Consider the following 25,206-nt stretch of genomic DNA (forward strand, 5'->3'; position numbering starts at 1 on the left):
GGGGAGGGAAATGACAATGGTAGATAATAAGAAGTCAATTGATGAGCTCTTTCTTTGTATTAAGAGGAAGGATAAATTAAAGGAATTTAAAAAAGCCTTTGGTTTGAAGCATGTTAATACAGAAGAATATTTATTAAAATTTGTAGCAAACTTTTATAAGGCTCCTATTGTAAATTACAAAGGTTATATAAAAGGATCTAAGAATCTTTATAGTGAGATTATTGCGAAAACTCTTGTATCAGAGGATCTCGTTAAAGAATGGGACAAATTGAAACCTGTAAGACCTAATCATTTTGATACAGACCATACGCCTACGCAAAATGAGTTATCAATCACCAGTCGAAAAGAAGAAATTTTAGCAAAATTATTATTCTATCAAGGTGAGGTTAAGGATTTAGGTTATATTTTTGATTACCAAACACCATTAAAAGCAGATCGAAGCGACTCTTATGGAAAAATAGATTTATTAGGCTATAACACGGATGATAAATACTACTCTGTTATTGAATTGAAATATCGTCCATCTGGTAGTGATGAAACTTTACTACGATGTGTTTTAGAAGCTTATACATATTATAAATTACTTGATTTAGATCAGATTGTATCTACTGATAGTCATGAAGGTATAAATGTTTTAAGAAATTTAAAGGGGTATAAGCATACCAAGAACGCTGAATTAGTTGTTTTATTTGATGAGAAGGCTTGTACTAAAAATGATGGCGGATATAAAACAAATTTAATGTTAAGCCTAAATCCAAAGGATATTGCTAACGCGGTTTTTCCATCCAAAACAGTTGAAAGCCAACAACATAAAGAGTGCCAAGAGTTACTTACAACTGATAAACGTGATTCTTTGCGAATCTTGTGTGAAACAATCTTAAAGCAAGAGCCTCATTTAAAACAAATTCGTTTTGCTGTATTACGTGTGGAGACGGTCGATGAATCTCCTAACATAGAGCGTTCATACCGAGCAGAAACATTACTAACTATTCCTAGCAAAGGTTAAGTATGAATATAATTATCCATCGTGGCACTCATCAAATTGGTGGTAGTGCCATAGAAATTAGTACAGCATCTACCCGCATTATACTGGATTTTGGTAACGAATTGAGTCTAGATGAAAAATACACACCTATAAATTTAGATATAGACGGTGTTACAAAAGGGTTAGCAGATTGTGATGGTATTGTGATTTCACATTATCATATGGATCATTTAGGACAACTAACCTCTGCATTACCAGAAATACCCTTATATATGGGGAAACTGAGTAAGGAAGTGGCTATGATAGCTACTGAACATCAAGATAAAGATTTATATTTACGTTTGTTAGATGCAAATACATTTCGTGGAGGCGAAGCCTTCACTATTGGAAATATACATATTAGACCTTTGGTTATCGACCATAGTGCTGTGGATAGTTATATGTTTGTCATTGAAGCAGAAGGTAAACGTGTCTTATATACAGGTGATTTTAGAATGCATGGGGTACGAGGTCATGTATTAGAAAAGCTAATTAGGACGTATATAGGTGACGTTGATGTATTAATTACAGAAGGCACCTCATTATCTCGAAATGCTCATGATGGGATATCTGAAAGAGAAGTGCTAGACGATATTTCTTCATATATTCAAGATGGAAAATATGTTTTTGTTATGTGTTCCTCTACGAATATTGACCGTATTATGGGGATTTGGCATAATATGCCGACTGATAAGGTATTAATTTGTGACGCGTATCAGAAAAGAATTCTAGATACGGTGATTGATAATGTGTACTATGATAGTTCATTGTATCGTAGACCTGATAGTCCACTAGTTCTTGATATAGGGGCATATCCTAAATATTATATGGATAATGGATTTGTTTCCTTAGTAAGAGGAACTGAATATTATATTTCTCAAATTAAAAAATTCCCTAAAGATGATGTACGTATTATATATTCTATGTGGACAGGATATATTGAGGAAAATCTGGCGTTAAAAGATTTGCTAGATACGTATCCATCTTATATATGCCATGCAAGTGGTCATGTATGTAAGGCTGATTTAGTTAAGTTTATCGATATGGTCAATCCTGATGTTATTATTCCGGTTCATACTGATAATCCTGAGAGATTAGAGGAATTAGTACCTCATAGAAATGTGTATATCGTTAATGATAATGAGACGTTTATTATATAGGACCTACTTGCTTTTATTATTAATTTAGGTTATAATAGTAGAGCTTATTAATGGTAAGCACTTCCTACCCCTATGTGTCGATAGGGGCATTAGTCCGAAAGAGGAGGTGATTTTGTATGAACAAATACGAAGTCATGGTTATTGTGAAACCAGCTGAAGAAGAAGCAACTAACGCTGTCATTGAAAAAGTGGAAGCTTTAATTGCTCGTGTAGGCGGCACAGTAGAAAAGGTAGATCGTTGGGGCAAGCGTCGTCTTGCTTACGCAGTGAAAAAATTCACTGACGGTTTCTACGTATTGGTTAATTTCGAAGCTGATCCAGCTGAAATTAAAGAAATTGACCGTGTGTTGAAAATCAACGATGATGTCTTAAGACACCTGATTGTTAAACACGATGCATAATTAAAGCCTGGAGGAGAAAAGATGAACTCTGTACAAATTCTAGGTAATTTAGCTCGTGATCCTGAAGTACGTTTTACTAAAACTGGTAGAGCAGTGGCAACTTTCACAGTAGCTGCTACTAATACTTATGTTGACTCTACAACCAATGAAACGAAAGAACAAACTGCTTTCATTAATTGCGTTGCATGGGGCAAACTTGGTGAAGCGGCAGGTAATCTTCGTAAAGGCAGTCGTTGCTTTGTAGAAGGTCGCTTGCAAACTCGTTCTTACGAGACTCAGGATGGTCAAAAACGTTACGTTACTGAAGTGGTAGCGAACTTTGTGGGCCAATCCCTTGATATGAATACTAATTCTTTCGATGGTGGGTCCAATTTTGATAGTTTCAGTACAGGCGGCGATGACGAACACATCCCGTTCTAGTGTCCGAGACTCCTACTAATTCGAAAAGGAGGATTCGCAATGAGAAGAGATAGAGGCAGAAAGCCAAGAAGAAAAGTATGCGTTTTCTGTGCAGACCATATCGATCAAATCGACTATAAAGATGTTGCAAAACTTCGTCGTTTCACGACTGAACGCGGCAAAATCTTACCTCGTCGTATTTCCGGTACTTGCGCAAAACATCAACGCAAATTGACTACATCTATCAAACGTGCACGTGCAATCGCTTTATTGCCATTCACTGCAGAATAATTGATGAATCAAGGCGGTATAACCATTTGGTTGTACCGCCTTTTTGCTATCTAATAGAAGACGGCATACGGGTCTAAATTTTTATTATAAATAATAGTTATAAATAAAAACCTTAAGTGGTAGGTTTTAATAATTCCATAGAAACAGCTATTTTCTGATATATTGCGAGTAGTTTATAAATAAATTTTTTTATAGTTTTTTATTAATATGACTATAAAAAACAGATGAAGTAGTATATAATAACAATGAATTGATTTATTTTGATGTATATTAATGTTATTTAAAAGTATGTATAAATAATATTAGAAGATAAACGTGCTTTTATTGGTGTATAAAGGGAGATTTGGAAACATTGAAAAAGGTTTTAACTTTGGCAGTGGCTTTGGCTGTAGTCAGCAGTGGTTATCTGTGTACGGTAAATGGTGCCGCAGAACCGATAACTAAAAAAGCGCCTTCCATCTCAGAATTTAATATATATGTGCCAAAAGAGCTTAATGAGCGTCAAAAGGACTTGGTTGAAATTGGCCGTTATACTGCTAACGGTGATTTAGGCTCTTTGAGAGAAACGATTATCTCTGCTATTGAAAGAGGCACCTTGACACCTCAAGAGGTAAGTATTGCCATTCGTCAGTTGTACTCTGCAGCGGGTTTAAAGCAAATGAATGCGGCTCTTGCAGCCTTTGAACAACTTCGTGAAGAACGTCCTGAGTTTGGCTTAGATTATGATAAACTTGTACCAAAACGTGTTGGTCTTAGTGCATTGCTAGGTAATCCGACTAATAGTAATAATGTGGCTGCAAAGATTAAGCTTGATGAAGCTACAGCAGCTGTTAAATATAATACATTCCGTATTAAAAAGCCAAAACCGCAAAATAAAAATCGTTCGCGCTTGGGTAAACTTGATCGTGAACTTGTAGCAGCAGCGGCATTAGGTACTCGTGTTGGTAAAACGAATGCTGTATTTGCATCCTCTAAGAAGAGCTTAACAGAGCTTGGTTTAAGTCCACAACAAATTGAATACTTAGAAAATATGTTAGCAAACTAATACAAAGCCCATGTCTTTTTAAAAAGAGCATGGGCTTTTTCATATTACTAATTGACGTGATGTAAAGGCTTTCTCTATAATAATAAGGATAGGTAACAATTAGTTATATAATATAGTACTTTCAGAATATAGATAGAAGGAGAAATGATGCGTCTTCGTAGAAAACCGTGGATTGATGAGGCTATCCACGAGTATGATTCACATATTATTTTATCAGGACAAGAGGCTTATAAAGGCAAATGGAGAGAGGCTTTTTCGCATCCCGATAGACCATTATACATGGAACTAGGCACTGGTAAGGGACGATTCATTGCGGGTATGTCTGAAGCATATCCAGATGCAAATTTTGTTGGTTTTGAGGTTCAAATCGGTGTAATTTACTATGCGGCGCAAAAGATATTTGAAGCTGAGCGAGATAATGCAAAGGTGTCTTTGTTTGATATTGCAGGCATTGAAGAAATCGTGGCACCTGGTGAAGTAGACCGATTCTATATCAATTTCTGTGATCCATGGCCTAAGGCTAAGCATGCTAAACGTCGTTTGACATATCATACATTCCTTGATCGATATGCGCGTTTACTAAAAGATAATGGGGAGGTTCATTTTAAAACAGATAATGAAGGTTTGTTTATGTTCTCCCTAGAAGAGTTCCAAAATTGTGGTTGGGAACTTAAAAATGTAACCTATGATTTACATAGTACAGATTTGCCAAATGTAAAAACAGAATATGAGGAAAAATTTAGTGCTAAAGGACAACCAATTTTCCGATTAGAAGCGGTAAAACCAGCTGCTACTAAGGAGGCGTAACATGGGGAAAAAAGGGGAACAGGTTGAACATCTTTGGGAGAAGGTGTTTAAAAATGACCTCCAAGGTATGTTATTACCCATCGTACTTATGGCGCTCATAGGGGTCATTAATATTTTTAGTGCCACCTATGTTGGGTCCATTACGACTGATGATGGATTGTGGGGCTATGCACCTAAACATGGAATGTTTTTGTTGGTTTCTGCTGTTTTTGGTGTTTTATTATATCGATATGATTATCGAAAATTACAGAATCCTACGCTATTAAGACGTATTATGTATGTTACGGCAGTATTATTAGCTGCTATATATTTTGTTGGTGTAGAGGTAAATGGTGCACGGCGCTGGATTCCGATTGGGCGCTTTTCATTACAACCTTCAGAATTTGCAAAGTTAGCAGCCTTGTTATGGACTGCCGCTAAACTAGCGGATAAACCTTGGAAGAATCCAAGATTTAAATCCATATTGCAGAGAGTAAAGGGCCTTAAACAATGGCAAGTATTCTGCTGGTTCTGGTGGGAACGCATTCGATATATGGTGTATATGTTGTTTTGGCCCCTTGCATTTGCGTTGCTTACATTTAAACAACCAGATATGGGGACTGCTGTACTCATTGTAGGATTTTCTTTTTTACTGATTTTTCTCTCTGGTTTCGAAAAGGGAATTTTTGGCATTACTTTTATATTAGCTATTATTGGTGGCGCTTATATGGCTCGTAGTTCTGATTATCGTTGGAAGCGTGTCGAGTCGTGGTTTGATCCCTGGTCCTATGCACAGGATCAAGGTTACCAAACTGTACAAGGTTTGTTAGCCGTTGGTTCAGGTGGTTTCTTTGGTCAAGGGTTTATGAATGGTACCTCTAAGTATTTTTACCTACCTGAAGCGCATACAGATTTTGCCTTTGCTGTTTGGGCACAGGAAATGGGTTTTCTAGGTAGTATATTCGTCGTGTTATTAATGGCGACATTCACCTATTTTGGCTTTCGCATTGCAAATCGGGCGCGAGATTCCTTTGGCAAATGGTTAGCTCTAGGTATTACCATTCTTATCGGTGGACAAGCATTCTTTAATATTGCCATGGTTTGCGGTATGTTGCCTGTCACAGGTGTTCCGTTGCCATTCATTAGCTATGGTGGTTCCTCTTTGATGATGAATTGTATGGCTATTGGTATTTTGGCAAGCATTGCTAGACGTGGTGTAGAGGGGGTTAAACCGGTAGGAACCAAGGAAACATTGCCGTCTCTTCGTGAGGAAACGCGTAGTCGTTTTAAACCTAGCAAACAAGTAGAGCCTAAATTGCCAGGCCGATTTGTACCGCCAGATAAAAGATAATCTATATGAGTTGTATATGTATGAGGGAAAACAATGAAAGATTTTATTGATATTCAAGAACGCCCATCGATGGGAAAATTATTGCCGCTTAGTCTACAACATTTATTTGCTATGTTTGGTTCTACGGTACTCGTACCATATTTATTGAAAGTAGATCCAGCAACAGCACTATTTATGAATGGCATTGGGACTTTGCTGTATCTCTTTATATGCAAGGGGAAAATTCCTGCTTACTTGGGCTCTAGCTTTGCCTTTATTGCTCCGGTTGGGGCGGTACTTACCGCTGGTCTTGGGTACGAAGCTGCCAAAGGTGCCTTTGTAATGTTTGGTTTATCCTTTGTTATTTTATCCATTTTAGTTCGATACATTGGTATCGGCTGGATTGATAAATTATTCCCACCAGCGGCTATGGGGGCTATTGTTGCTATTATTGGTCTCGAGTTAGCACCAGTAGCTATGGGAATGGCCGGTCTCATCGGTGATCAAAATTTAGGTATGTCTCATGATCAAGCTATTATAGTATCTATGTTCTCCTTGATTGTAACTTTATTAGGTACTGTTGTGTTCCGCGGTTTTCTTGCAGTTATTCCCGTATTAATCGGTGTAGTAGCAGGTTACATTTTATCTGCTATTATGGGTGTTGTTGACTTCTCTGGTGTTGAAGCCGCTCCTTGGTTCTCTTTGCCTCAGTTCTATGGTATGCCTGTATTTGATATTAATGCGATTATCATGATTATGCCAGCTCTCTTTGTGGTATTTGCTGAACACGTAGGCCATCTTGTTGTAACTAGCAATATCGTGGCTAAAGATCTTATGAAAGAACCAGGTCTAGAGCGTTCTTTGTTAGGTGATGGCCTTGCTAATATCTTATCTGGCTTCTTTGGTGCCACACCGAATACTACATATGGTGAAAATATTGGTGTATTAGCGATTACAAGATGCTTTAGTGTATGGGTTATCGGTGGTGCGGCTGTATTGGCTATGATTGTGTCCTTCGTAGGTAAGGTGGCCGCATTGATTCATGCGATTCCTGTTCCCGTTATGGGCGGGGTATCAATCCTATTGTTTGGTATTATCGCAGCATCTGGTTTACGTATGTTGGTGGAACGTAAGGTAGACTATACAAATCCTGTAAACATGATTCTTACTTCTGTTATCCTCGTTGTTGGCCTTAGTGGTGCTCAACTCGTAGTGGGTCCAATTATCTTAAAAGGTATGGGTTTAGCTACTGTTGTAGGCATGGGGATGAGTGTTGTACTTCTTATCTTGCAAAAAACAGGCATTGGTAATGATCAATTAAAGAAAACTGATGTATAACTAAATACATAATTAAACGCGTAGCTTTTGGCTACGCGTTTTGACTTTTGAATATATGTTTATAAAAATAGGACGGGATTATGATGATAAGTACTGTTCATTGGTAAAATATAAATGTCTATTGTATAATATATTGTGTGAAATACTTTGTGGAAGGAGGTTTATATGGATTATATTTTTTGGCTTGTTATCGGTATTATGTTGATGGCTATTGAATTAGTTATACCAGGTGGTATTGCTGGTCTCATTGGATACAGTGTGTTCATGTGGGGTGTCTTTATCGGCCTTGGTGGAACAGATTTAGCTTTATACGCAGTACTTGGTATCACAATACTCTTAGTTGTATTATTATTAACCTTCTTTAATCATTTTTCTCGGACTTGGATTGGTAAATTGTTTACCCTAGGTCAACGCTCTACTACACAACAAGGTTATGTATCTAATGATGTGCAAACTGATTTAGAAGGCAAGACTGGTGTCGCTCAAAGTACATTGCGACCTGCAGGCGTCGCACGTATTGATGATCAATTTGTTGATGTTGTTACAGAAGGTGATTTCATCGAAGCTGGTACGCCTATTGTAGTAGTTCGTGTTGTAGGAGGTCGTAATATCGTACGCCCTCAATAAGTATTATTCTAGGACTCGTGGAGGTTACTATGGATGTCGGTATTTTAATTTTGATTCCCATTCTACTGATTGGGATTATGGTGTTCTTGTATGTTGTGCCATTAGGCCTTTGGGTATCTGCTCTTGCAGCAGGCGTTAATGTTGGTATTTTTACACTCGTAGGTATGCGCTTGCGTCGTGTAAATCCATCCCAAATCGTAATGCCTTTGATTAAAGCCAATAAAGCAGGCCTTGATGTAAATGTAAATCAACTGGAAGCTCATTACCTTGCTGGTGGTGATGTTGACCGCGTTGTAGATGCTTTGATTGCCGCTGAACGCGCATCTATTCCTTTAACTTTCGAACGCTCCGCAGCTATCGACCTTGCAGGTCGTGATGTATTGGAAGCGGTTCAAATGTCTGTTAACCCTAAAGTTATTGAAACACCGATTATCTCTGCAGTAGCAAAAAATGGTATCGAACTTAAGGTTCGTGCTCGCGTTACTGTACGTGCTAATATTGACCGCCTCGTTGGTGGTGCTGGTGAAGCTACTATCATCGCTCGTGTAGGCGAAGGTATCGTAACGACTGTAGGTTCCTCTGAAGAGCATACAGATGTACTAGAAAATCCAGATCACATCTCTCGTACTGTATTGGGTAAAGGTCTTGATGCAGGTACTGCATTCGAAATCTTGTCCATTGATATCGCTGACGTAGACGTAGGACGTAACATCGGTGCACAATTACAAACAGATCAAGCGGAAGCAGATAAGAAAATCGCTCAAGCTCGTGCCGAAGAACGCCGTGCCATGGCGGTTGCTACAGAACAAGAAATGCGTGCTAAAACACAAGACATGCAAGCTAAGGTTGTGGAAGCGCAAGCTGAAGTGCCTAAAGCATTGGCAGAAGCTTTCAGAAATGGTAATCTTGGTGTTATGGATTACTACAATATGAACAATATTATTGCAGACACTAAAATGCGTGAAAATCTAGCAGATAGTGAATAGGAGTAACTATGGACTCTATTTTGTCTACTGTACTATCTATCTTTCAGCATAATCCTATATTTGTTCTAGCTATTATTGGATATATTGCGTTTTCTTTCTTGAAAGGCGGCAAATCAGAGGACTCTGATGAGTATGAAAACTCTGGTGAGGCTAGAACTTGGGAGGAGATGGAACGCGAATATGGTATTTCCATAGAACGTAATCTTGATGAGTTGTTTAATCCTGCGTTGGACCATAAGCCGTTTGAAACACAACAAAAAGAGGTTAACCCAGAGGTGGTCCAAAAGCCAGTTAAAATACAACAAAAAGATTTAAAAGAACATAATAAGCCTTTAGCAGAGGCTGTTCATACAGTGACAGCTCCTTTGGCAGAACGATTAGCCGATTTTAAACGCGATAAAGCGATGAAAGAAGGTAAGGTTCTTCTTAGTGATGTGGGGGTTACGGCAAAACCAGTAGAAATGAAAAAGGCTCGTAGATCACATCATGCTGTAAAAGAAGGTATGAAATGGGCTTTTATATTAGATAAGCCAAAAGCATTGCGACATAGAGCTCGATAATATATAAGTTCCTAAATAAGACAAGGGTTCCTAATAGTCACGGGGGTGACTATTAGGAACCCTTTTTGTATTGCAAAATATAGGGATTTACTTTCATAATCATAGTTATAAGAGGAGTTATACATTATATTCTGTAATAATAGGAGAGGAGCCGTATATATGTATCGCAGTGTACGAAATATTCCAAAGCAATTGCTCGAAAATCTATATGTCAAAGAAGGTTGGACTTTGCGAGATGTAGCTGATTATATTGGCTGCAGCGTAGATACAGTTGTACGTCGTATGGATGATTATAATATTCCGCGCCGTACTAAACGCAAAGATATTAGTAGAGCGACCCTGGTATCTTTGTATGAAGATAATCATGCCAGTATTGATACACTGGCCCATCGCTTTAATGTATCGGCAGCCACAATTTCTAATCGATTACATGAGTATGGCGTGCTTTGCACGCACCCACATTCTATACATAGTATTAATCCAGAGCGCATTAAAAAGTCTTATGAAAGTGGCAATAGTACATCCTATATAGCAAATATGACGGGGCTTACGCGGTGGAAGGTATTACATATATTACGTCATATGGGGGTCTCAATACGTGGGGGTAGAAGGAAGGTATTGCCTATTGAAGAAATGAACTATCTCTATACATATCATGGCATGAGTACGAAAGACATTGGCGTGGCTTACCAACTTCAGGCCAATACAGTGGCTTTATATTTGCGTGAGTCTGGTGTTTCCATGAGGGGAAAGCGTTTGGAGATAGACGAAAATGAGATTAGGCGTCTTCGGATGGAAGGGGTTTCTATTGCTGCCATTGCACAACAATTAGAATGTTCTACATCGGTTGTAAGAAATCGTCTAAAACGACATTGATTATAACAACCAGTTAGCTTATCAAGATATTCTATATAAAATCTGTATAAACCTCGAATTATTCGGTATAGTAATTTGTACTTAATTACTATATACTTAGATTTATATGATGATGGGAGGTTTATTATGTTAGAATTTATAACACTATTATTACCGTTTTTACTTCTCGGCTTTGTAGCAGCTGGTTTGTCTAGAATCTCTGGCGTTGCATTGTCTATGATTATTGTACCAACATTGTTAATCTGGGGGGCAAGACCTTTGGATGTGGTAGCGTTTATGTTACTTTTCGTTGTGTATAATAATTTCACTGCTGAAACACAGGATGTCCGTCTAGATTATAAGGATTTAGTATTGTTTCCTCGTTGGCGCATCGCTATTCCTATCGTGCTTACGGCGCTCATTACATTCTTATCGCCCCCAGCAGGTATTGGGGTCTTTATGGCTTGCTTTGTATTAGAGTTGATGGCTACAGTATATAAACGCATTCCTGAACGTGATCGTCCAGCAATACATCGCGTCGTTATTTTATCTATTCTTAGTGCTGTTGTAACGGCTGTAGGTGCCTATGTAGGGCCTACTATCAGTGAAGATTACTATTTTGGCTTTGCAGGGCTTGCTATTCTGTTGATTACAGCCTTTGCTTGGTATGCAGGTCGTAATCGTGATGCATTTAAGGGAATCTGGGAATTTATTTGGGTTGACTTCGGTATTTTCCTTGGTTTATTTGGTGTTGAAAGCTCCAACTATCCAGCGGGTCTAACACGTGATTATAAAACGCCTATGGATCGCATGTTACCGATGATTACTGTTGTAGGTGGTTATGCAGGTTTAATGGTTGTATTAGGTGTATATGGATTATTCTCCATCCCGTCCTTTATTACTGCTATTGGTGCTGCAATCGGTACGCGTATGTTTGGTCTCTATGAATTCCCTAAACGTGGTACCTTCTCATACTTAGCCATTGGATTTGCTGTAGCGGCTGTTGTATGCTTATATCTCGTTTCCCCAGTGCCGACTGGATTTGATGCGATTAATGCCATTATGAAGCAACCCGTTGTTCAGTAAAATGTGATTTTTATTATGGTATTACTGACGTATACTTGTTAGTGTGAAAGTGGATTTTTAGCATAAACAAATAAGGAGATGTATATTGTGAAGAATGATACCATTGAACTAGGTTCTAACGAAGTTGTAGAAACAAGACCGTTTCCGCCGTTTTTACCCAAGAATACAACGGTTATGACAATGGGCACATTTCCACCAACCTCTGAAAAACGGGCTATGGAGTTTCACTATCCTAATTTTCAAAATGATATGTGGCGCGTATATGGCATAGTTTTCTTTGGTGATAAGGACCATTTTAGAAAGGGTGAAGAAAAGGCCTTTGACGCAGAAAAGATTAAATCTTTTTTGTCTCAAATGGGCATTGCCTCTTGTCCAACTGTATTTAAAGCTGTTCGTGAACGTGGCAATGCGTCAGATGCGTTTTTAAAGGTCATAGAACCGGTGCACCTCGATGAAGTATTGGCACAGATTCCTTATTGTAAACATATAGGAACAACAGGCGGCAAGGCCACAGAGGTTTTACTTAGCTTGTTACCAGATAAGGTTAAACTACCGAAAACGGGGGAAACGATTCCTTTCGTATATCATGGGCATCAGCTTACCTTGACGAGATTGCCATCTACATCACGAGCGTATCCCTTAAGTCTTATAAAGAAGGCTGAAGCTTATAAGAAATTCTTTGATGCTTGTGGATTGAAAACTAAATAAAGTACATATATACATAAACACCTTTGTTAGTTGTTAAAATGCTTTTTCTTTGTCATAACAACTGTCAAAGGTGTTTTGTTATTAAAAATTTATATGAGCTTCTAAAATGGGAAAAGCTATATTAACAATAATATAAAACTAATAGTTATAAATAAAATTGATAACAATAATAATTTTTTAAAACTTGTTTTTTGAAATGATAAGTCTATAATAACCAATGTCATTATGTGGTTGACAATTGTTTTAGAAAATGGAGTTGATACTATGGATAAGGCTAAAGAGGCCTTATGGACAAGATCATTTGTCCTCGATACTTTGATTAATTTCTTAGTATTTTTAATTTATTATTTGCTAATCGTTATTATAGCTGTAGTTGCTAAAGAGAATCTTCATGCCACAGCGAGCCAGGCTGGTTTAGCTGTTGGTATTTATATTATTGGTACCGTAGTGGCACGTCTCTTAGCGGGGCGTTTTATCAGCGTATTAGGCTGTCGTAAGATGCTCTATTTAGGCTTGTTAATTTATTTGGCTTCAACAGCCATGTATTTCTACACACCTAATTTAGCAATGCTCGATAGCGTTCGTTTCTTAAATGGTTTTGCCTACGGTATTACATCAACTGCAACGAGTACTATTATTGCTGCCATTATCCCTCCATCTCGTCGTGGTGAAGGGATTAACTATTATGGCTTATCTACATCACTTGCCGCTGCAGTAGGCCCATTCTTAGGTATTTTGATGCTTCATAGTCTTGGCTATGACTTTATCATCGCATTCTGCGTTGCCCTTATCGCTATTTGTGGCATTGGGGCCGTAATTATGAAGTTTAAGGAACCTAAGCTTGGTATTGAGTCCGAAGCTCATAAGGGCATAAAGATTTCAGATTATATTGAACCACGTATGAATTCTATTAGCCTTGTTTCTGTGCTTGTAGGCTTTGCATATTCTGGTGTTATTGGCTTTATGGCGGCCTATACAAAAGATTTAGACCTAATTATGGCCGGCACCTTCTTCTTCGTTGTATATGCCGTAGTTATTACGATAACAAGACCTTTACTTGGTATTCTGTTCGATATGAGAGGGGAAAACTTCGTTCTCTATCCTTGCTTCGTATCCTTAGCGCTTGGTATTTTCTTGCTATCCATTGCTCACTCTACATGGTTGGTTCTTTTATCTGCCGTATTTGTTGGCCTTGGATATGGTACATTCATGTCTAATGGTCAAGCGGTAACCGTTAAAATCGTACCAGTACACCGTATCGGTGTTGCTACATCAACATATTTTATTGCCTTGGATGTAGGTCTTGGTTTTGGTCCGTATATCTTAGGTGCCATTAAGGAAGTCGTAGGTTATACGAGTATGTTCCATGTAACTGTTGTGGTTGCTCTTATAGCATTGGTTGCGTATTATTTACTCTACGGCCGTTATGTAGGGACTGATAAAGATCTTTCTTTAAAAGCTCGTGCTGAAGAAGAACAAATTAGAAATCGTAAACGCAATGGGCAAGTTGCTTAAAAGGTTGTGTTAATAGATTGTTATTATAATAATAGGCTAATAAAAATGACTATTCGAGTAGATGTTCGAATAGTCATTTTGCTGTCTTATAGTATTATTTTTCGATATTTACAATATTAACGATTACTTCCACAGCTTTTTTCATATCGTCGATACATGCAAATTCATGACGACCATGTAGGTTTTCTACACCTGTGAAAATATTTGGTGTAGGGATACCCATGAAGGAAATTTTAGAACCGTCCGTACCGCCTCGGATAGGATCACAAAGAGGTGTAATACCAGCTTTTTCCATTGCTGCTTTAGCTACGTTTACACATTCCATATTGTCTTTGATAATATCGTACATGTTATAGTATTGATCTTTAACAGATACTTCACATACTTCACGGCCGTAAATTTCGTTTAAGGTTTGACCTGCTTGTAAGAAGAAGGCTTTTTTTGCCTCGAATAATTCTTTGTCGTGGTCGCGGATGATATAGTTCATTTTACCTGTATCTACTTGTGTTTCCATACTCATGAGCATAAAGAAACCTTGACGACCACAGGTGTGTTCAGGAACGGCCGCACCTGGTAATAGAGCATCGAATTGCATAGCTAATTTAGCACAGTTAATCATAATGCCTTTGGCTGTACCTGTGTGAACAGAGACACCTTTAAGGATGACTGTACCGCCAGCAGCATTAAATGTTTCATATTCAAGTTGGCCGAGGCTTTCACCGTCGATAGTGTACGCATAGTCAACAGGGAATTGTTTTACATCAAAGTGATCTGCGCCAGTACCGATTTCTTCGTCTGGGCCAAAGGCACACATGATTTTACCGTGCTTGATTTCTGGATGAGATACGAGGTAGGCAAGGGCTTCCATGATTTCGCAGATGCCAGCCTTATCGTCGCCGCCGAGAAGTGTTAGACCATCGGTTACCACTAAGGATTTACCGATATAGTTTTTTAGGTTAGGAAAGTCTGCACGACGTGTGAAGATTTGATGCTCTTCGTTGAGGCAAATATCGCTACCATCATAGTTTTCAATGATACGTGGTTTAATGTTTTCTGCATTGTAATCGGCTGTATCCATATGGGCGATAAAGCCAATAGAAGGGGCAGGGGCCTCTGTATTAGCGTTAAGGGTACCAATAACAAAGCCATTCTCACGGTTGTAGATAACTTCGTCCAAGCCGATTGCTTTTAAATCTGGAACAAGTACGTTTGTAGCAAAGTCTACTTGCGTTTGAGTACTAGGAATTGTTGTGCTTTCCTCGTTAGAACGTGTATTTATGCTTGTATAGCGTACAAAACGTTCGACCATTGGTTCCATAATGAGCCTCCTTGTGAAGATATAATGAATATATGAATTTGACTACAAATTACTGTAAAATAGATAGTCATACTATATCCTCATTGTAGACCACTAATAGACAAAATGCAAAGAAATTGGTGTATAACGTGTAAAAATATTCTTGTTATGCATATAAAGTAATTGAATCGAGCATATGACCGTGATACTATAAAGGTGAATAGATATACGTTTGTACTTTTTATGTTAGGAGGTTTTACTATGTCGGACGAAACTCGTTCAATTCCGCCCGTAGAACCAGTCTTAGATCCTAAGAAGGATTACGTAGAGATTAACTCATATGTAGTATTCTGGGGCCTATTCTATGCGGCAATTTTTACACTGGCTGTTGGCTATCTATGTTTGAAAATCGGTCAAACAGTAGATGCCTTCGCTCCAGTATCTGTACTCGCTATGGGTACAGCAGTTATTTTGAAACGGCAAAATGCATTTGCCGAAACGGTTCACATTCAGGCTATCGCTAGTTCTAGTACGAACACCTTAGCCGGTGCCATGTTCTTTTTGCCTGCATTATATATCTGGAATGTAACAGATGTATCCTTTGTGCAAATGGCAATTCCTATTATCCTCGGTGGCGTACTTGGTGTTTTATTATGCGTTATGTTCCGTCGCTACTTCGTTGAGGAAATGCACTATGTGTATCCGTTCCCAAGTGGTCGTGCTGCTGCTGAAGTACTAATGAGTAATGAAGGTAGCAAAGCGAAACTTATGCTCGGTTCTGGTCTCATCGCTCTTGTGTATGACTTTATTCTTAACAGCCTTGGCTGGTGGGAAGAGGTTATACGTACCACAACATTCAAATGGGGTTCGGCCTTGGCAGACCAAACCAAGCTAACTGCAGCAGTTGATACGGATGCAGCGTTACTTGGTCTTGGTTACTTCACAGGTCTTCGCTATGCCGCAATTATTGCAGCTGGTTCTTTCTTCTCCTGGTTTGTATGTATTCCTATCGTATATTATTTAGCGCCTGAACATATCATGCAAATTGGTGGTCAAGCTGTTCCGTTAGCAGATGCTCCAATTCGTAAGGTATTCCTTGATTATGTTCGCCATATTGGTATCGGTATGCTCGCTATGGCAGGTATTATCGGTCTACTCAATATGTCTAAAGTTGTAGCTAGTGTTGTTAAAAATGCAGTGCTTGATATCTTCAGCTCCAAATCTGTAGATGTTAACTTGCTCCGTACACAACGCGACGTGCCTACATCTTGGATTGGTGCTGGCATCTTGTTATGTACAGTTCTATTCGCAGCATATTTCCACTTTATGTATGCTGAAAGCTTCTCTCAAACAATGGTAGCATTCTTAATTGTTCTTATCATGTCCTTCTTATTATCTGTAGTAGGTATTAGCTCTATCGCGTATACTGGTACAGAACCAGTATCTGGTATGACAATCTTTATGATTATCATCTCCGCAGTATGCTTAACAGCAGCAGGCATGACTGGCAAAGTAGGTATGATTGCTGTCCTCATGATGGCATCCTTCATCGGTACAACTATCGGTATGGCTGGTAACTTCATGTCCGAGCTTAAAGTAGCGCATATGACAGGTGCGACACCTAAAAAAATGGAACAATGGCAAATCGTTGGTACCATCCTTTGTGCAGTCCTTTCCGTAGGTGTTATGATCCTTCTAAACGATGCATATGGCTTCGTAGGAGATCATGCATTAAATGCTCCTCAAGCAAATGCTATGGCGGCTATCATCGAACCTATGATGACTGGTGGTAGTGCACAATGGCCTTTATACATGGCAGGTGCATTATTTGCTATTATTTTGTGGATGGTAAAGGTTCCACCGTTGGCATTTGCTCTTGGCACATATTTACCAATGGAAATCAACACACCACTACTTATCGGTGGTTTGATTGCATACTTCGTACAAAATAGCACGAAAGATAAAGAATTAGCAGATCTTCGCTTCTCCAAAGGTAGCACAATTGCATCTGGTCTCGTAGCCGGTGGTGCTATTGGCTCTTTGTTCAGTGCGGTGCTTCGCATTGCCGGTATTGATGTATTTGCAGAAGCATGGGTAGAAACACCTGAAGCAACATACCTCAGTATTGTAATGTATTTATTACTTTGCGTATTCTTGTACAAAGTAGCTATGTACGTAAAAGTTAAAAAAGCTAAATAATCAATCACGGTGCTTCTAATAAAATAGAGGAAAACACCTTCATCGAGTTCAATATGATCTTGATGGAGGTGTTTTTGATATAGCTAAAAACTATACTTATATAAAACCTATTTGTATAGTCGGAATTATTGACCTAGTAAATAGAGGGTGATATGATACATATATAATACCTCTATGGGTATTATTTTATTATGCTTATTTATAGGCAAGTTACTTAGAAATAGAATAGAGGGCTCTTTGGATTTTAAAAGAAGTCTTAAAATAAGGTTAGATATGAAACTAAAAAAAATTGCAGCCCTATTAGGGGCTTTTACTATTGCTAGTAGTTTATTTATTGCTGGTTGTGGTAGTGATACAACTCGTAATGATAAGGTATGGCGTGTTGGTACTGATGCCACCTATGCTCCATTTGGATTTAAAGATAAAGATAGCGGAAAGTTGGATGGCTTTGATATCGATATAATTAATGCCGTTGCCAAAGAAGAGGGGATTGAAGCGGATATTCAAAATTTAAACTTTGATGCCCTGTTACCAGCACTACAAAGCAATACAATTGATATTGCAATTTCTGATATGACAATCTCTGAAGATCGCGCTAAATCAGTAGATTTTAGTAATCCCTACTATATAGCAGGTAATGGGCTTGTTGTAAATATTGATAATACTACTATTCATAGCTTTAAGGATCTAGAAGGTAAACGCATCGGTGTTTCTATTGGCTCAACTGGCGCTGAGATTGCTAGCAAAATTCCAAATGCGGATGTACGACAATTTAATATTATTGTTGATGCCTTTTTGGAATTAGAGAATAAAGGCGTAGATGTAGTTATCAATGATACACCGGTAAACGAATATTATGTTAATGGGAAGGGTAAAGGTATCGCAAAGGTCACTGGAGAGGACTATGATGCGGCACCACTTGGTATTGCTGTAAAAAAAGGCAATACAGAATTGTTAAAGAATATTAACGATGGACTCGCAAAGATTAAAGCAAATGGTAAGTATGCAGAGATTTATAAAAAGTGGTTTGGTAAAGAACCACCTGTAGAAGATTTGAAATAGGTGATAGAATGGCTAAACGAAAAGCATTTTTGAAGATTGTAAAGGAAAATGGACCTCTTGTACTAGATGGTGCATTCGGTACAGAATTAGAGCGTCATGGATGTAATATTCATGATGAGTTATGGTCGTCTAAGATGCTTATTGAAAATCCAGAAATCATCAAAAAAGTGCACATTTCCTACTTGGCAGCCGGTGCAGATATTATTGAAAGTTCTGGTTATCAAGCAACTGTAGCCGGATTTAAAGCTCATGGGTATGGTACAGAAGAAGCATTAGATTTGGTGAAGTTATCTGTTCGTTTAGCCGTGCAAGCACGTAATGAATTTTTAGAAGCTAAAGCGAATGATGCGCTTACATTGCGTGGCATTACATTAGGTGAACAATTGCCAGATGGCAGTGTCCGTTACTTCTCTGAAGGGGCCTTACCAAAACCATTGGTAGCCGCCTCTGTCGGACCATATGGTGCTTTCTTGGCAGATGGATCGGAATATCGTGGCGACTACGGTGTACAAACGGAATATTTAGAAGTGTTCCATATTCCTCGCATTGCATTATTCTGCGAAGAAAACCCAGATGTGTTAGCTTGTGAAACTGTGCCGTGCTATGATGAGGCCATCGCCATTGCCCGTACCTTGTGTGATCCCCTTACGACAAAAGGCATTCCCGCATGGATTTCCTTTTCCTGCAAAGATGAACATCATATCTCAAGCGGGGAGACCATCATTAAATGCGCTGAAATGATCGATAAGGTGCGTCAAGTGACGGGCATAGGGATTAACTGTACAGCGCCGGAATATGTAGAATCCTTGATTAAAGATATTAGATCTGTCACAAATAAGCCAATTGCTGTATATCCAAATCTTGGTGAAACCTATGATGGAGATACTAAAACGTGGTCAGGCGGACAACAAAGCTTCATTGATTATATTGATATATGGCGCAAAGCTGGTGTGAATATAATCGGTGGATGTTGCCGAACAAATCCTGATATCATTCAAGAAGTAGCAAAACAAATACATGTAAATTAAATGATAGGGACTGTTTTTGTACAGTCCCTTTTTTAGCATAAAAAAAGAAGGTTATCCATCGGATAACCTTCTTTTATGTGGCGGAGAGACAGGGATTTGAACCCTGGGTACGGGATAACCGCACACATGATTTCCAATCATGCTCCTTCAGCCGCTCGGACACCTCTCCATATATTCTGTTGTGTAACAGGTACTTGTATAGTATATGAAAAAGTTAGATTTATGTCAAGAAAAAAATAGGAAAATTATAGTAGTTTCATAAGAGTTTTAAAAAGCCGTCCCACAGGACGGCTTTTGGTATGTATATTATAATACTTCTTTGATTTCTTGTGCATCGATGGATGCTTTGATATCGTCTGCCATTTTTTCGATTGATGGGATATCTTCTTCTTTCAAAGAGGATTTGATATCAAGTGGTTGGGATACGATTTCAATGTCTTTGAAGTCGTTTTCGAAGTGAGCCACCATAGTTTTCATAGCAGCGGAAGCCCAGGAATGGTTACCAATGATGGATACCTTATGATTTTGGAAGTTAAGTGCTTTTAACTCGTGAATAAAGTTTTCCATAGTAAGGTATAGGTTCAAGTTATAAGTTGGTGCAATTGTTACCAAGTTTGTATATTTCCAAGCATCAGCGATGATATAGGAGGCATTCGTTTTGGAAACATCGTAGATTTTAATATCTGTAACACCCCGTTTAGACAATTGTTTAGCCAATTGTTGAGCGATGTCACGAGTATTGCCATACATGGAACCGAAGGCGATAACAACACCTTTTTTCTCAGCTGTGTAGCTGGACCAGTGTAAGTATTTGTGCAAGATATATTTAATCGTTTCAGGTGTACGCCAGATTGGACCATGAAGTGGAGCAATACGTTTGATTTCAAGGCCGGAAACCTTGCGAATTGCATTTTGTACTTGAGGACCGTATTTACCAACGATGTTTGTGTAGTAACGACGAGCTTCATCTTCATAGGTTGCTATGAAATCAGTTTGGTCAGCAAAGATGTTGCCATTGATTGTACCAAATGTACCGAATGCATCAGCAGAGAACAATGTACCTGTAGATTTTTCATAGGTACAAGTTACTTCTGGCCAGTGAACCATAGGCATTGTGTAGGATACAAGAGTATGTTTACCTAAGCAAATTTCGTCGCCTTCTTTTACTGTGTAATATTGATCAGGCTTTGGTGTGCGGTAGAATTGTTCGAACATGCGGAATGTTGTTGCATTACCAACCATTTTACAATTTGGATAGCGTTCCAATGTTTCTAACAATGTTTGACAGTGGTCAGGTTCCATATGGTTTACAATGATGTAATCAAGATCACGACCATTTAAAAGGTGGGATAAGTTGTCAAAATATTCTTCGCGAATTTCTGCATCAACAGAGTCTACAACGCAAGTTTTTTCATCATCGATGAAATAGCTATTGTAGCTTACACCATTTGGAATAGGGAATAAGTTTTCAAAACGTTCAGTTCTCCAGTCATTACTACCAATCCAGTAGATATTATGGGTCATTTTTTGAGCACAATGCATAGTAATATCCTTTCCTTACACATATGTATATACATAACTAACCTCATCCATGTGATGACGGTTTAATTAATTATATTGACATCTTATAATACAGTTTTTTTCGAAAAAAATCAATATATCGATATATGTCAATGTGTTATAACTGTGATAACTTTCACATATTAGAATGTATATTGTGAAAGTTTGTAAATATAGCCCATTCCGAAGAATGGGCTATATAGATTATTTAAAGTATTTCACACCAGACGTGAAGATTGGCATTTCTAAATTGCCTGGAATATTTTTACTAATATCTGCACCACAACGTTCGGAGTGCGCCATTTTACCAAATACGCGCCCATCAGGGCTATAAATGCCTTCGATTGCAGCTACGGATTGGTTTGGATTGAATCGACCATCCATGGATGCAATGCCGTCAAAGTCAACATATTGTGTAGCGATTTGACCAGTTTTATTGAACTCCAATACTTGTTGAGGTGATGCGATAAAGCGACCTTCCCCATGAGAAATAGGGACAGTATAGATTTCACCAGCCTTAGCCTCGCACATCCAAGGTGATTTTGTGGAAATAACCTTGGTGTTAACCATACGGGATAAATGACGACCGATAGTATTGTATGTCAAGGTAGGGTGATCTTCAGTTAATGTTTCGATGTGACCACCAGGTAAAAGACCTAATTTAATCAACGCTTGGAAACCATTACAGATACCAAGAACGAGACCGTCTTGTTTGTAGAGAAGGTTTTCAAGGCCTTCTGCAAGATATGGATTGCGGAATAGGGTGGCCATGAATTTACCGGAACCTTCAGGCTCGTCACCGCCACTAAAGCCACCAGGGAACATAAGAATTTGAGACTCTGCTAATTTAGCTTTGATTACGTCAATCGACTCTTTTAATTGTTCCGGTGTTTGGTTACGAATGAGTACAATATCTGCTACAGCGCCAGCACGTTCAAAGGCACGAGCGGAATCGAATTCACAGTTAGTACCTGGGAATACAGGAATAAGAACCTTTGGTTTTGCACCTAAGGATGTACTGCGAGGCTTTGTGTGTTGATCGTGAATATAGGCTACAGCTTCACCAACGCCAGATTTTGCTTGTAATGGGAAGATATCGGCTAATGGTTTTTCATAGGCTTGCTCTACTTCTGCAAGTGTTACAGATTGATCATTCCATTCGATAACAGGTGTATCTTGAGTAATAGCAATAACACGTACATCAGATAACTCAAGCAAATGGTTAACCGCTGTAATGTCTACCTCTACGATGAAAGAGCCAAGAGCAGGTTGGAAAATTGCACGTTCTGCATATTTGTCGAACTTAACGCCAATCTTATTACCAAGCGCCATTTTTGTAATCGCTTCAGGAATACCACCTTCGTCGATGACATACGCAGAGTACACGCGACCTTTTTCAATTTGTTCTTGTAAAATATCGCAGTTTTCTTTGAAGTGATCCCAGTCAGGCGTGTCATTGTATGTACGAGGTACATCAAAGTATACGAGACGATGGTTAGGACCTTTCAAATCTTGGCTTACGATATTCTTAACAGGTGCTGTTACAGCTGCAAAGGATACGAGGGTAGGAGGTACAGTTAAATCCATAAATGTACCGCTCATGGAATCCTTGCCGCCAATGGCGCCGATTTCAAGCTCTTTTTGCGCTTTGTATGCACCGAGCAGAGCTGCTACTGGTTTGCCCCAAGATTCTTTAGAGTGTAAACGTTCAAAGTATTCTTGCAATGTTAAGTATGCATCTTGACGGCGACCACCAAGTGCTACAAGTTTCGCAACAGATAAAAGCACGGCGTATTGTGCGCCATGATATGGGCTCCAAGCGGATAATTCAGGTACAAAGCCATGAGTCATAATGCTAGCTGTTGTCGTTTCACCATGAAGGACAGGTAATTTAGCAACCATGCCTTGTGTAGGTGTTTTTTGATATTTACCACCAAATGGCATGAGCACTGTGTTAGCACCAACGGTGCTATCAAAACGCTCTGCTAAACCTTGTTGAGAAGCAGTATTTAATGTAGATATAGCATTGAGCCATTGTTCCTTAAAGTTGTCGGCACTTGCAGAGCCACGACGGAAATAGGACTTGTCTGCTGGTGCAGTAACAATAGCTTCTTTTTGTTGGCTAGCGCCATTCGTATTTAAGAAATCACGGCTAATATTTACGATTGTATCGCCACGCCATGTCATGATAAGGCGATTAGTATCGGTTACATCGGCCACTATAGTACATTCAAGATTTTCCTCGTCGCAATATTTCATGAACGCATCTACATCATTTGGTGCAATCACACAAGCCATACGTTCTTGGGATTCGGAAATAGCGAGTTCTGTACCATCAAGACCGTCGTATTTTTTAGGTACTAAGTCAAGGTTGATGGTAACGCCATCTGTTAGTTCACCGATGGCTACGGAGACACCACCAGCACCGAAATCGTTACAACGTTTGATGAGTGTCGTTACTTCAGGGCGACGGAATAGACGCTGTATTTTACGCTCGGTAAGGGCGTTGCCTTTTTGGACCTCTGCACCACATGTAGCGAGAGATTCTAAGGTATGTTCTTTAGAGGAACCCGTAGCACCGCCACAACCGTCACGACCTGTTTTACCACCTAATAATACGATGATATCACCTGGTGTCGGTACTTCACGACGCACTTGCTTGCGAGGCGCAGCACCAATAACGGCACCAATTTCCATGCGTTTTGCTACATAGCCAGGGTGATAGTATTCTTTTACTTCACCAGTGGCAAGACCAATTTGATTACCATAAGAGGAATAGCCACGAGCTGCATCGACAGTGATTTTCTTTTGCGGTAATTTACCTTCTAACGTATCTGCCAAAGGTGTGCGAGGATTACCGCTACCAGTAATACGCATTGCTTGATATACATAAGAACGGCCACTTAATGGATCGCGGATACAACCACCAAGGCACGTAGCAGCGCCACCAAACGGTTCAATCTCTGTTGGGTGATTATGTGTTTCGTTTTTAAATAGCAAGAGCCATTCTTCTTCTTTGCCGTCTACATCGACAGGGACGATTATGGTACATGCATTGATTTCTTCTGATTCATCAAGATTAGTAAGACCTCCTGCATGACGCAATTCTTTTACAGCTAATGTCGCCATATCCATAAGAGAACGAGCTTTTACCTTTGTTGTATATAATAAATTACGACCTTCTGTGTACTCTTCAAGAGCTTCCTTGATTGGTTCTGTGAAACGGCTATCTTCGATAGTGATATCTGTTAACTCTGTCATAAATGTAGTATGACGGCAATGGTCGGACCAGTATGTATCGAATAGACGGATTTCTGTAATCGTTGGATTACGTTTTTCCACATTCTTATATTGTTCTTGAATTAATTGGATATCCGCCAATGTCATAGCGAGTCCGTATTCGCTAATCATATGTTGTAGATCATCCTCGGTCATTTCCGTAAAACCATTGATGATAGCTACATCTTTAGGCTCTTCTAGGTTAAGTGCCAATGTATCTGGCAGTTCGAGACTGGCCTCTCTAGAATCTACAGGGTTAATGTAATATTGTTTGATGGCAGCTTTTTCTTCTTCCGTGAAAGTACCTTCGATGATGAATACTCGGGCACAGCGAACAGTATGACCTGTTGTAAGTGTGAGCATAGAAATACATTGCTCTGCACTGTCTGCACGTTGATCGTATTGTCCTGGTACATATTCGATAGCAAAGACAAAAGCATTTGCTGGAATATCTAATGTTTCTGCTACTAGATCAACAGGTGGTTCAGAAAAAATCAAATGTTTAGCCTTTTGTAATGCCTCATCGCTAAGATTTTCTACATCATAACGTTCATAGATTTGCACGGCTGTAGCTGGTACATGTAATTCTTGCTGTAATGTAGCTAATACATGTGCTGCTTCATTAGCGAAAGCATCACGTTTTCTTACAAATAGTCGTTGAATAGCCATA

At 39.0% G+C, this 25,206-nt stretch carries 22 protein-coding genes and 1 tRNA gene; 19 read left to right on the forward strand and 4 right to left on the reverse strand.

Features of this window, described 5'->3' with window-relative positions; genetic code table 11:
- Positions 1 to 16 precede the first annotated feature (16 nt).
- The 16 genes from VEI_RS01505 (at position 17) to VEI_RS01580 (ending at position 14,111) form a co-directional block, all read left to right on the forward strand.
- Positions 17 to 1,006 carry a hypothetical protein gene (locus VEI_RS01505; protein WP_059361539.1) on the forward strand — a complete coding sequence of 330 codons (990 nt, stop codon included), beginning with the start codon at positions 17 to 19 and terminating at the stop codon, positions 1,004 to 1,006.
- A 2-nt stretch (positions 1,007 to 1,008) separates the two neighbouring features.
- Positions 1,009 to 2,184: an MBL fold metallo-hydrolase gene (locus VEI_RS01510; RefSeq protein WP_059361540.1), complete on the forward strand. Its 1,176-nt coding sequence runs from the start codon at positions 1,009 to 1,011 to the stop codon at positions 2,182 to 2,184.
- Positions 2,185 to 2,300: 116 nt separating this feature from the next.
- Positions 2,301 to 2,585 carry a 30S ribosomal protein S6 gene (gene rpsF, locus VEI_RS01515; RefSeq protein ID WP_005377647.1) on the forward strand — a complete coding sequence of 95 codons (285 nt, stop codon included), beginning with the start codon at positions 2,301 to 2,303 and terminating at the stop codon, positions 2,583 to 2,585.
- A 21-nt stretch (positions 2,586 to 2,606) separates the two neighbouring features.
- Positions 2,607 to 3,005, forward strand: coding sequence for a single-stranded DNA-binding protein (locus tag VEI_RS01520; RefSeq protein WP_005382135.1), 399 nt, complete (start codon positions 2,607 to 2,609; stop codon positions 3,003 to 3,005).
- A 39-nt stretch (positions 3,006 to 3,044) separates the two neighbouring features.
- Complete coding sequence (gene rpsR / locus VEI_RS01525; RefSeq protein WP_004693795.1) at positions 3,045 to 3,275, forward strand: 30S ribosomal protein S18; 231 nt, start codon at positions 3,045 to 3,047, stop codon at positions 3,273 to 3,275.
- Between the two features lie 352 nt (positions 3,276 to 3,627).
- Positions 3,628 to 4,320: a hypothetical protein gene (locus tag VEI_RS01530; RefSeq protein WP_059361541.1), complete on the forward strand. Its 693-nt coding sequence runs from the start codon at positions 3,628 to 3,630 to the stop codon at positions 4,318 to 4,320.
- Between the two features lie 147 nt (positions 4,321 to 4,467).
- Positions 4,468 to 5,127 carry a tRNA (guanosine(46)-N7)-methyltransferase TrmB gene (gene trmB / locus VEI_RS01535; protein WP_059361542.1) on the forward strand — a complete coding sequence of 220 codons (660 nt, stop codon included), beginning with the start codon at positions 4,468 to 4,470 and terminating at the stop codon, positions 5,125 to 5,127.
- Between the two features lies 1 nt (position 5,128).
- Positions 5,129 to 6,457: an FtsW/RodA/SpoVE family cell cycle protein gene (locus tag VEI_RS01540; RefSeq protein ID WP_059361543.1), complete on the forward strand. Its 1,329-nt coding sequence runs from the start codon at positions 5,129 to 5,131 to the stop codon at positions 6,455 to 6,457.
- A gap of 33 nt (positions 6,458 to 6,490) precedes the next feature.
- Positions 6,491 to 7,774, forward strand: coding sequence for a uracil permease (gene uraA, locus VEI_RS01545; protein WP_059361544.1), 1,284 nt, complete (start codon positions 6,491 to 6,493; stop codon positions 7,772 to 7,774).
- 165 nt (positions 7,775 to 7,939) lie between these two features.
- Positions 7,940 to 8,401, forward strand: coding sequence for an NfeD family protein (locus VEI_RS01550; RefSeq protein WP_059361545.1), 462 nt, complete (start codon positions 7,940 to 7,942; stop codon positions 8,399 to 8,401).
- 29 nt (positions 8,402 to 8,430) lie between these two features.
- Complete coding sequence (gene floA, locus VEI_RS01555) at positions 8,431 to 9,387, forward strand: flotillin-like protein FloA (RefSeq protein ID WP_059361546.1); 957 nt, start codon at positions 8,431 to 8,433, stop codon at positions 9,385 to 9,387.
- A gap of 8 nt (positions 9,388 to 9,395) precedes the next feature.
- Positions 9,396 to 9,947: a hypothetical protein gene (locus tag VEI_RS01560; RefSeq protein WP_059361547.1), complete on the forward strand. Its 552-nt coding sequence runs from the start codon at positions 9,396 to 9,398 to the stop codon at positions 9,945 to 9,947.
- Between the two features lie 159 nt (positions 9,948 to 10,106).
- On the forward strand, positions 10,107 to 10,823 hold the full coding sequence (locus VEI_RS01565) for a helix-turn-helix domain-containing protein (RefSeq protein ID WP_059361548.1): 717 nt from the start codon (positions 10,107 to 10,109) through the stop codon (positions 10,821 to 10,823).
- Between the two features lie 126 nt (positions 10,824 to 10,949).
- On the forward strand, positions 10,950 to 11,888 hold the full coding sequence (locus tag VEI_RS01570) for a hypothetical protein (RefSeq protein ID WP_059361549.1): 939 nt from the start codon (positions 10,950 to 10,952) through the stop codon (positions 11,886 to 11,888).
- 78 nt (positions 11,889 to 11,966) lie between these two features.
- Entirely contained in the window at positions 11,967 to 12,596 is a 630-nt protein-coding gene (locus VEI_RS01575; RefSeq protein WP_059361550.1) for a hypothetical protein, read from the forward strand.
- Positions 12,597 to 12,860: 264 nt separating this feature from the next.
- Positions 12,861 to 14,111 (forward strand): MFS transporter, encoded by a 1,251-nt coding sequence (locus VEI_RS01580; RefSeq protein WP_059361551.1) that lies wholly within the window; start codon positions 12,861 to 12,863, stop codon positions 14,109 to 14,111.
- Positions 14,112 to 14,205: 94 nt separating this feature from the next.
- Here VEI_RS01580 and pepT read toward each other — a convergent pair whose 3' ends face one another.
- A complete protein-coding gene (gene pepT / locus VEI_RS01585; protein WP_059361552.1) occupies positions 14,206 to 15,429 on the reverse strand; it encodes a peptidase T in 1,224 nt (407 codons plus the stop codon).
- A 240-nt stretch (positions 15,430 to 15,669) separates the two neighbouring features.
- Between pepT and VEI_RS01590 the strand changes: the two genes are divergently transcribed.
- The 3 genes from VEI_RS01590 (at position 15,670) to mmuM (ending at position 19,697) form a co-directional block, all read left to right on the forward strand.
- On the forward strand, positions 15,670 to 17,607 hold the full coding sequence (locus VEI_RS01590; RefSeq protein WP_059361553.1) for an OPT family oligopeptide transporter: 1,938 nt from the start codon (positions 15,670 to 15,672) through the stop codon (positions 17,605 to 17,607).
- 273 nt (positions 17,608 to 17,880) lie between these two features.
- Positions 17,881 to 18,669 (forward strand): basic amino acid ABC transporter substrate-binding protein, encoded by a 789-nt coding sequence (locus tag VEI_RS01595; protein WP_059361554.1) that lies wholly within the window; start codon positions 17,881 to 17,883, stop codon positions 18,667 to 18,669.
- 8 nt (positions 18,670 to 18,677) lie between these two features.
- Entirely contained in the window at positions 18,678 to 19,697 is a 1,020-nt protein-coding gene (gene mmuM, locus VEI_RS01600; RefSeq protein WP_059361555.1) for a homocysteine S-methyltransferase, read from the forward strand.
- A gap of 78 nt (positions 19,698 to 19,775) precedes the next feature.
- Here the strand turns inward: mmuM and VEI_RS01605 are convergent.
- The 3 genes from VEI_RS01605 to VEI_RS01615 all read right to left on the reverse strand — a co-directional run bounded on the left by VEI_RS01605 (position 19,776) and on the right by VEI_RS01615 (position 25,205).
- Positions 19,776 to 19,866 (reverse strand) — tRNA-Ser (locus tag VEI_RS01605).
- Between the two features lie 137 nt (positions 19,867 to 20,003).
- Positions 20,004 to 21,239, reverse strand: coding sequence for an FprA family A-type flavoprotein (locus tag VEI_RS01610; RefSeq protein ID WP_059361556.1), 1,236 nt, complete (start codon positions 21,237 to 21,239; stop codon positions 20,004 to 20,006).
- A gap of 222 nt (positions 21,240 to 21,461) precedes the next feature.
- Positions 21,462 to 25,205: a phosphoribosylformylglycinamidine synthase gene (locus VEI_RS01615; protein ID WP_059361557.1), complete on the reverse strand. Its 3,744-nt coding sequence runs from the start codon at positions 25,203 to 25,205 to the stop codon at positions 21,462 to 21,464.
- Position 25,206 lies beyond the last annotated feature (1 nt).

The organism is Veillonella tobetsuensis (assembly GCF_001078375.1).
Taxonomy (GTDB): domain Bacteria; phylum Bacillota; class Negativicutes; order Veillonellales; family Veillonellaceae; genus Veillonella; species Veillonella tobetsuensis.

Bases quoted from the DNA above. Each gene is read 5' to 3' on its own strand.
- VEI_RS01505 (WP_059361539.1), top strand. From the start codon at position 17: ATGGTAGATAATAAGAAGTCAATTGATGAGCTCTTTCTTTGTATTAAG.
- VEI_RS01510 (WP_059361540.1), top strand. From the start codon at position 1,009: ATGAATATAATTATCCATCGTGGCACTCATCAAATTGGTGGTAGTGCC.
- rpsF (WP_005377647.1), top strand. From the start codon at position 2,301: ATGAACAAATACGAAGTCATGGTTATTGTGAAACCAGCTGAAGAAGAA.
- VEI_RS01520 (WP_005382135.1), top strand. From the start codon at position 2,607: ATGAACTCTGTACAAATTCTAGGTAATTTAGCTCGTGATCCTGAAGTA.
- rpsR (WP_004693795.1), top strand. From the start codon at position 3,045: ATGAGAAGAGATAGAGGCAGAAAGCCAAGAAGAAAAGTATGCGTTTTC.
- trmB (WP_059361542.1), top strand. From the start codon at position 4,468: ATGCGTCTTCGTAGAAAACCGTGGATTGATGAGGCTATCCACGAGTAT.
- VEI_RS01540 (WP_059361543.1), top strand. From the start codon at position 5,129: ATGGGGAAAAAAGGGGAACAGGTTGAACATCTTTGGGAGAAGGTGTTT.
- uraA (WP_059361544.1), top strand. From the start codon at position 6,491: ATGAAAGATTTTATTGATATTCAAGAACGCCCATCGATGGGAAAATTA.
- VEI_RS01550 (WP_059361545.1), top strand. From the start codon at position 7,940: ATGGATTATATTTTTTGGCTTGTTATCGGTATTATGTTGATGGCTATT.
- floA (WP_059361546.1), top strand. From the start codon at position 8,431: ATGGATGTCGGTATTTTAATTTTGATTCCCATTCTACTGATTGGGATT.
- VEI_RS01560 (WP_059361547.1), top strand. From the start codon at position 9,396: ATGGACTCTATTTTGTCTACTGTACTATCTATCTTTCAGCATAATCCT.
- VEI_RS01565 (WP_059361548.1), top strand. From the start codon at position 10,107: ATGTATCGCAGTGTACGAAATATTCCAAAGCAATTGCTCGAAAATCTA.
- VEI_RS01570 (WP_059361549.1), top strand. From the start codon at position 10,950: ATGTTAGAATTTATAACACTATTATTACCGTTTTTACTTCTCGGCTTT.
- VEI_RS01575 (WP_059361550.1), top strand. From the start codon at position 11,967: ATGTATATTGTGAAGAATGATACCATTGAACTAGGTTCTAACGAAGTT.
- VEI_RS01580 (WP_059361551.1), top strand. From the start codon at position 12,861: ATGGATAAGGCTAAAGAGGCCTTATGGACAAGATCATTTGTCCTCGAT.
- pepT (WP_059361552.1), bottom strand. From the start codon at position 15,429: ATGGAACCAATGGTCGAACGTTTTGTACGCTATACAAGCATAAATACA.
- VEI_RS01590 (WP_059361553.1), top strand. From the start codon at position 15,670: ATGTCGGACGAAACTCGTTCAATTCCGCCCGTAGAACCAGTCTTAGAT.
- VEI_RS01595 (WP_059361554.1), top strand. From the start codon at position 17,881: ATGAAACTAAAAAAAATTGCAGCCCTATTAGGGGCTTTTACTATTGCT.
- mmuM (WP_059361555.1), top strand. From the start codon at position 18,678: ATGGCTAAACGAAAAGCATTTTTGAAGATTGTAAAGGAAAATGGACCT.
- VEI_RS01610 (WP_059361556.1), bottom strand. From the start codon at position 21,239: ATGCATTGTGCTCAAAAAATGACCCATAATATCTACTGGATTGGTAGT.
- VEI_RS01615 (WP_059361557.1), bottom strand. From the start codon at position 25,205: ATGGCTATTCAACGACTATTTGTAAGAAAACGTGATGCTTTCGCTAAT.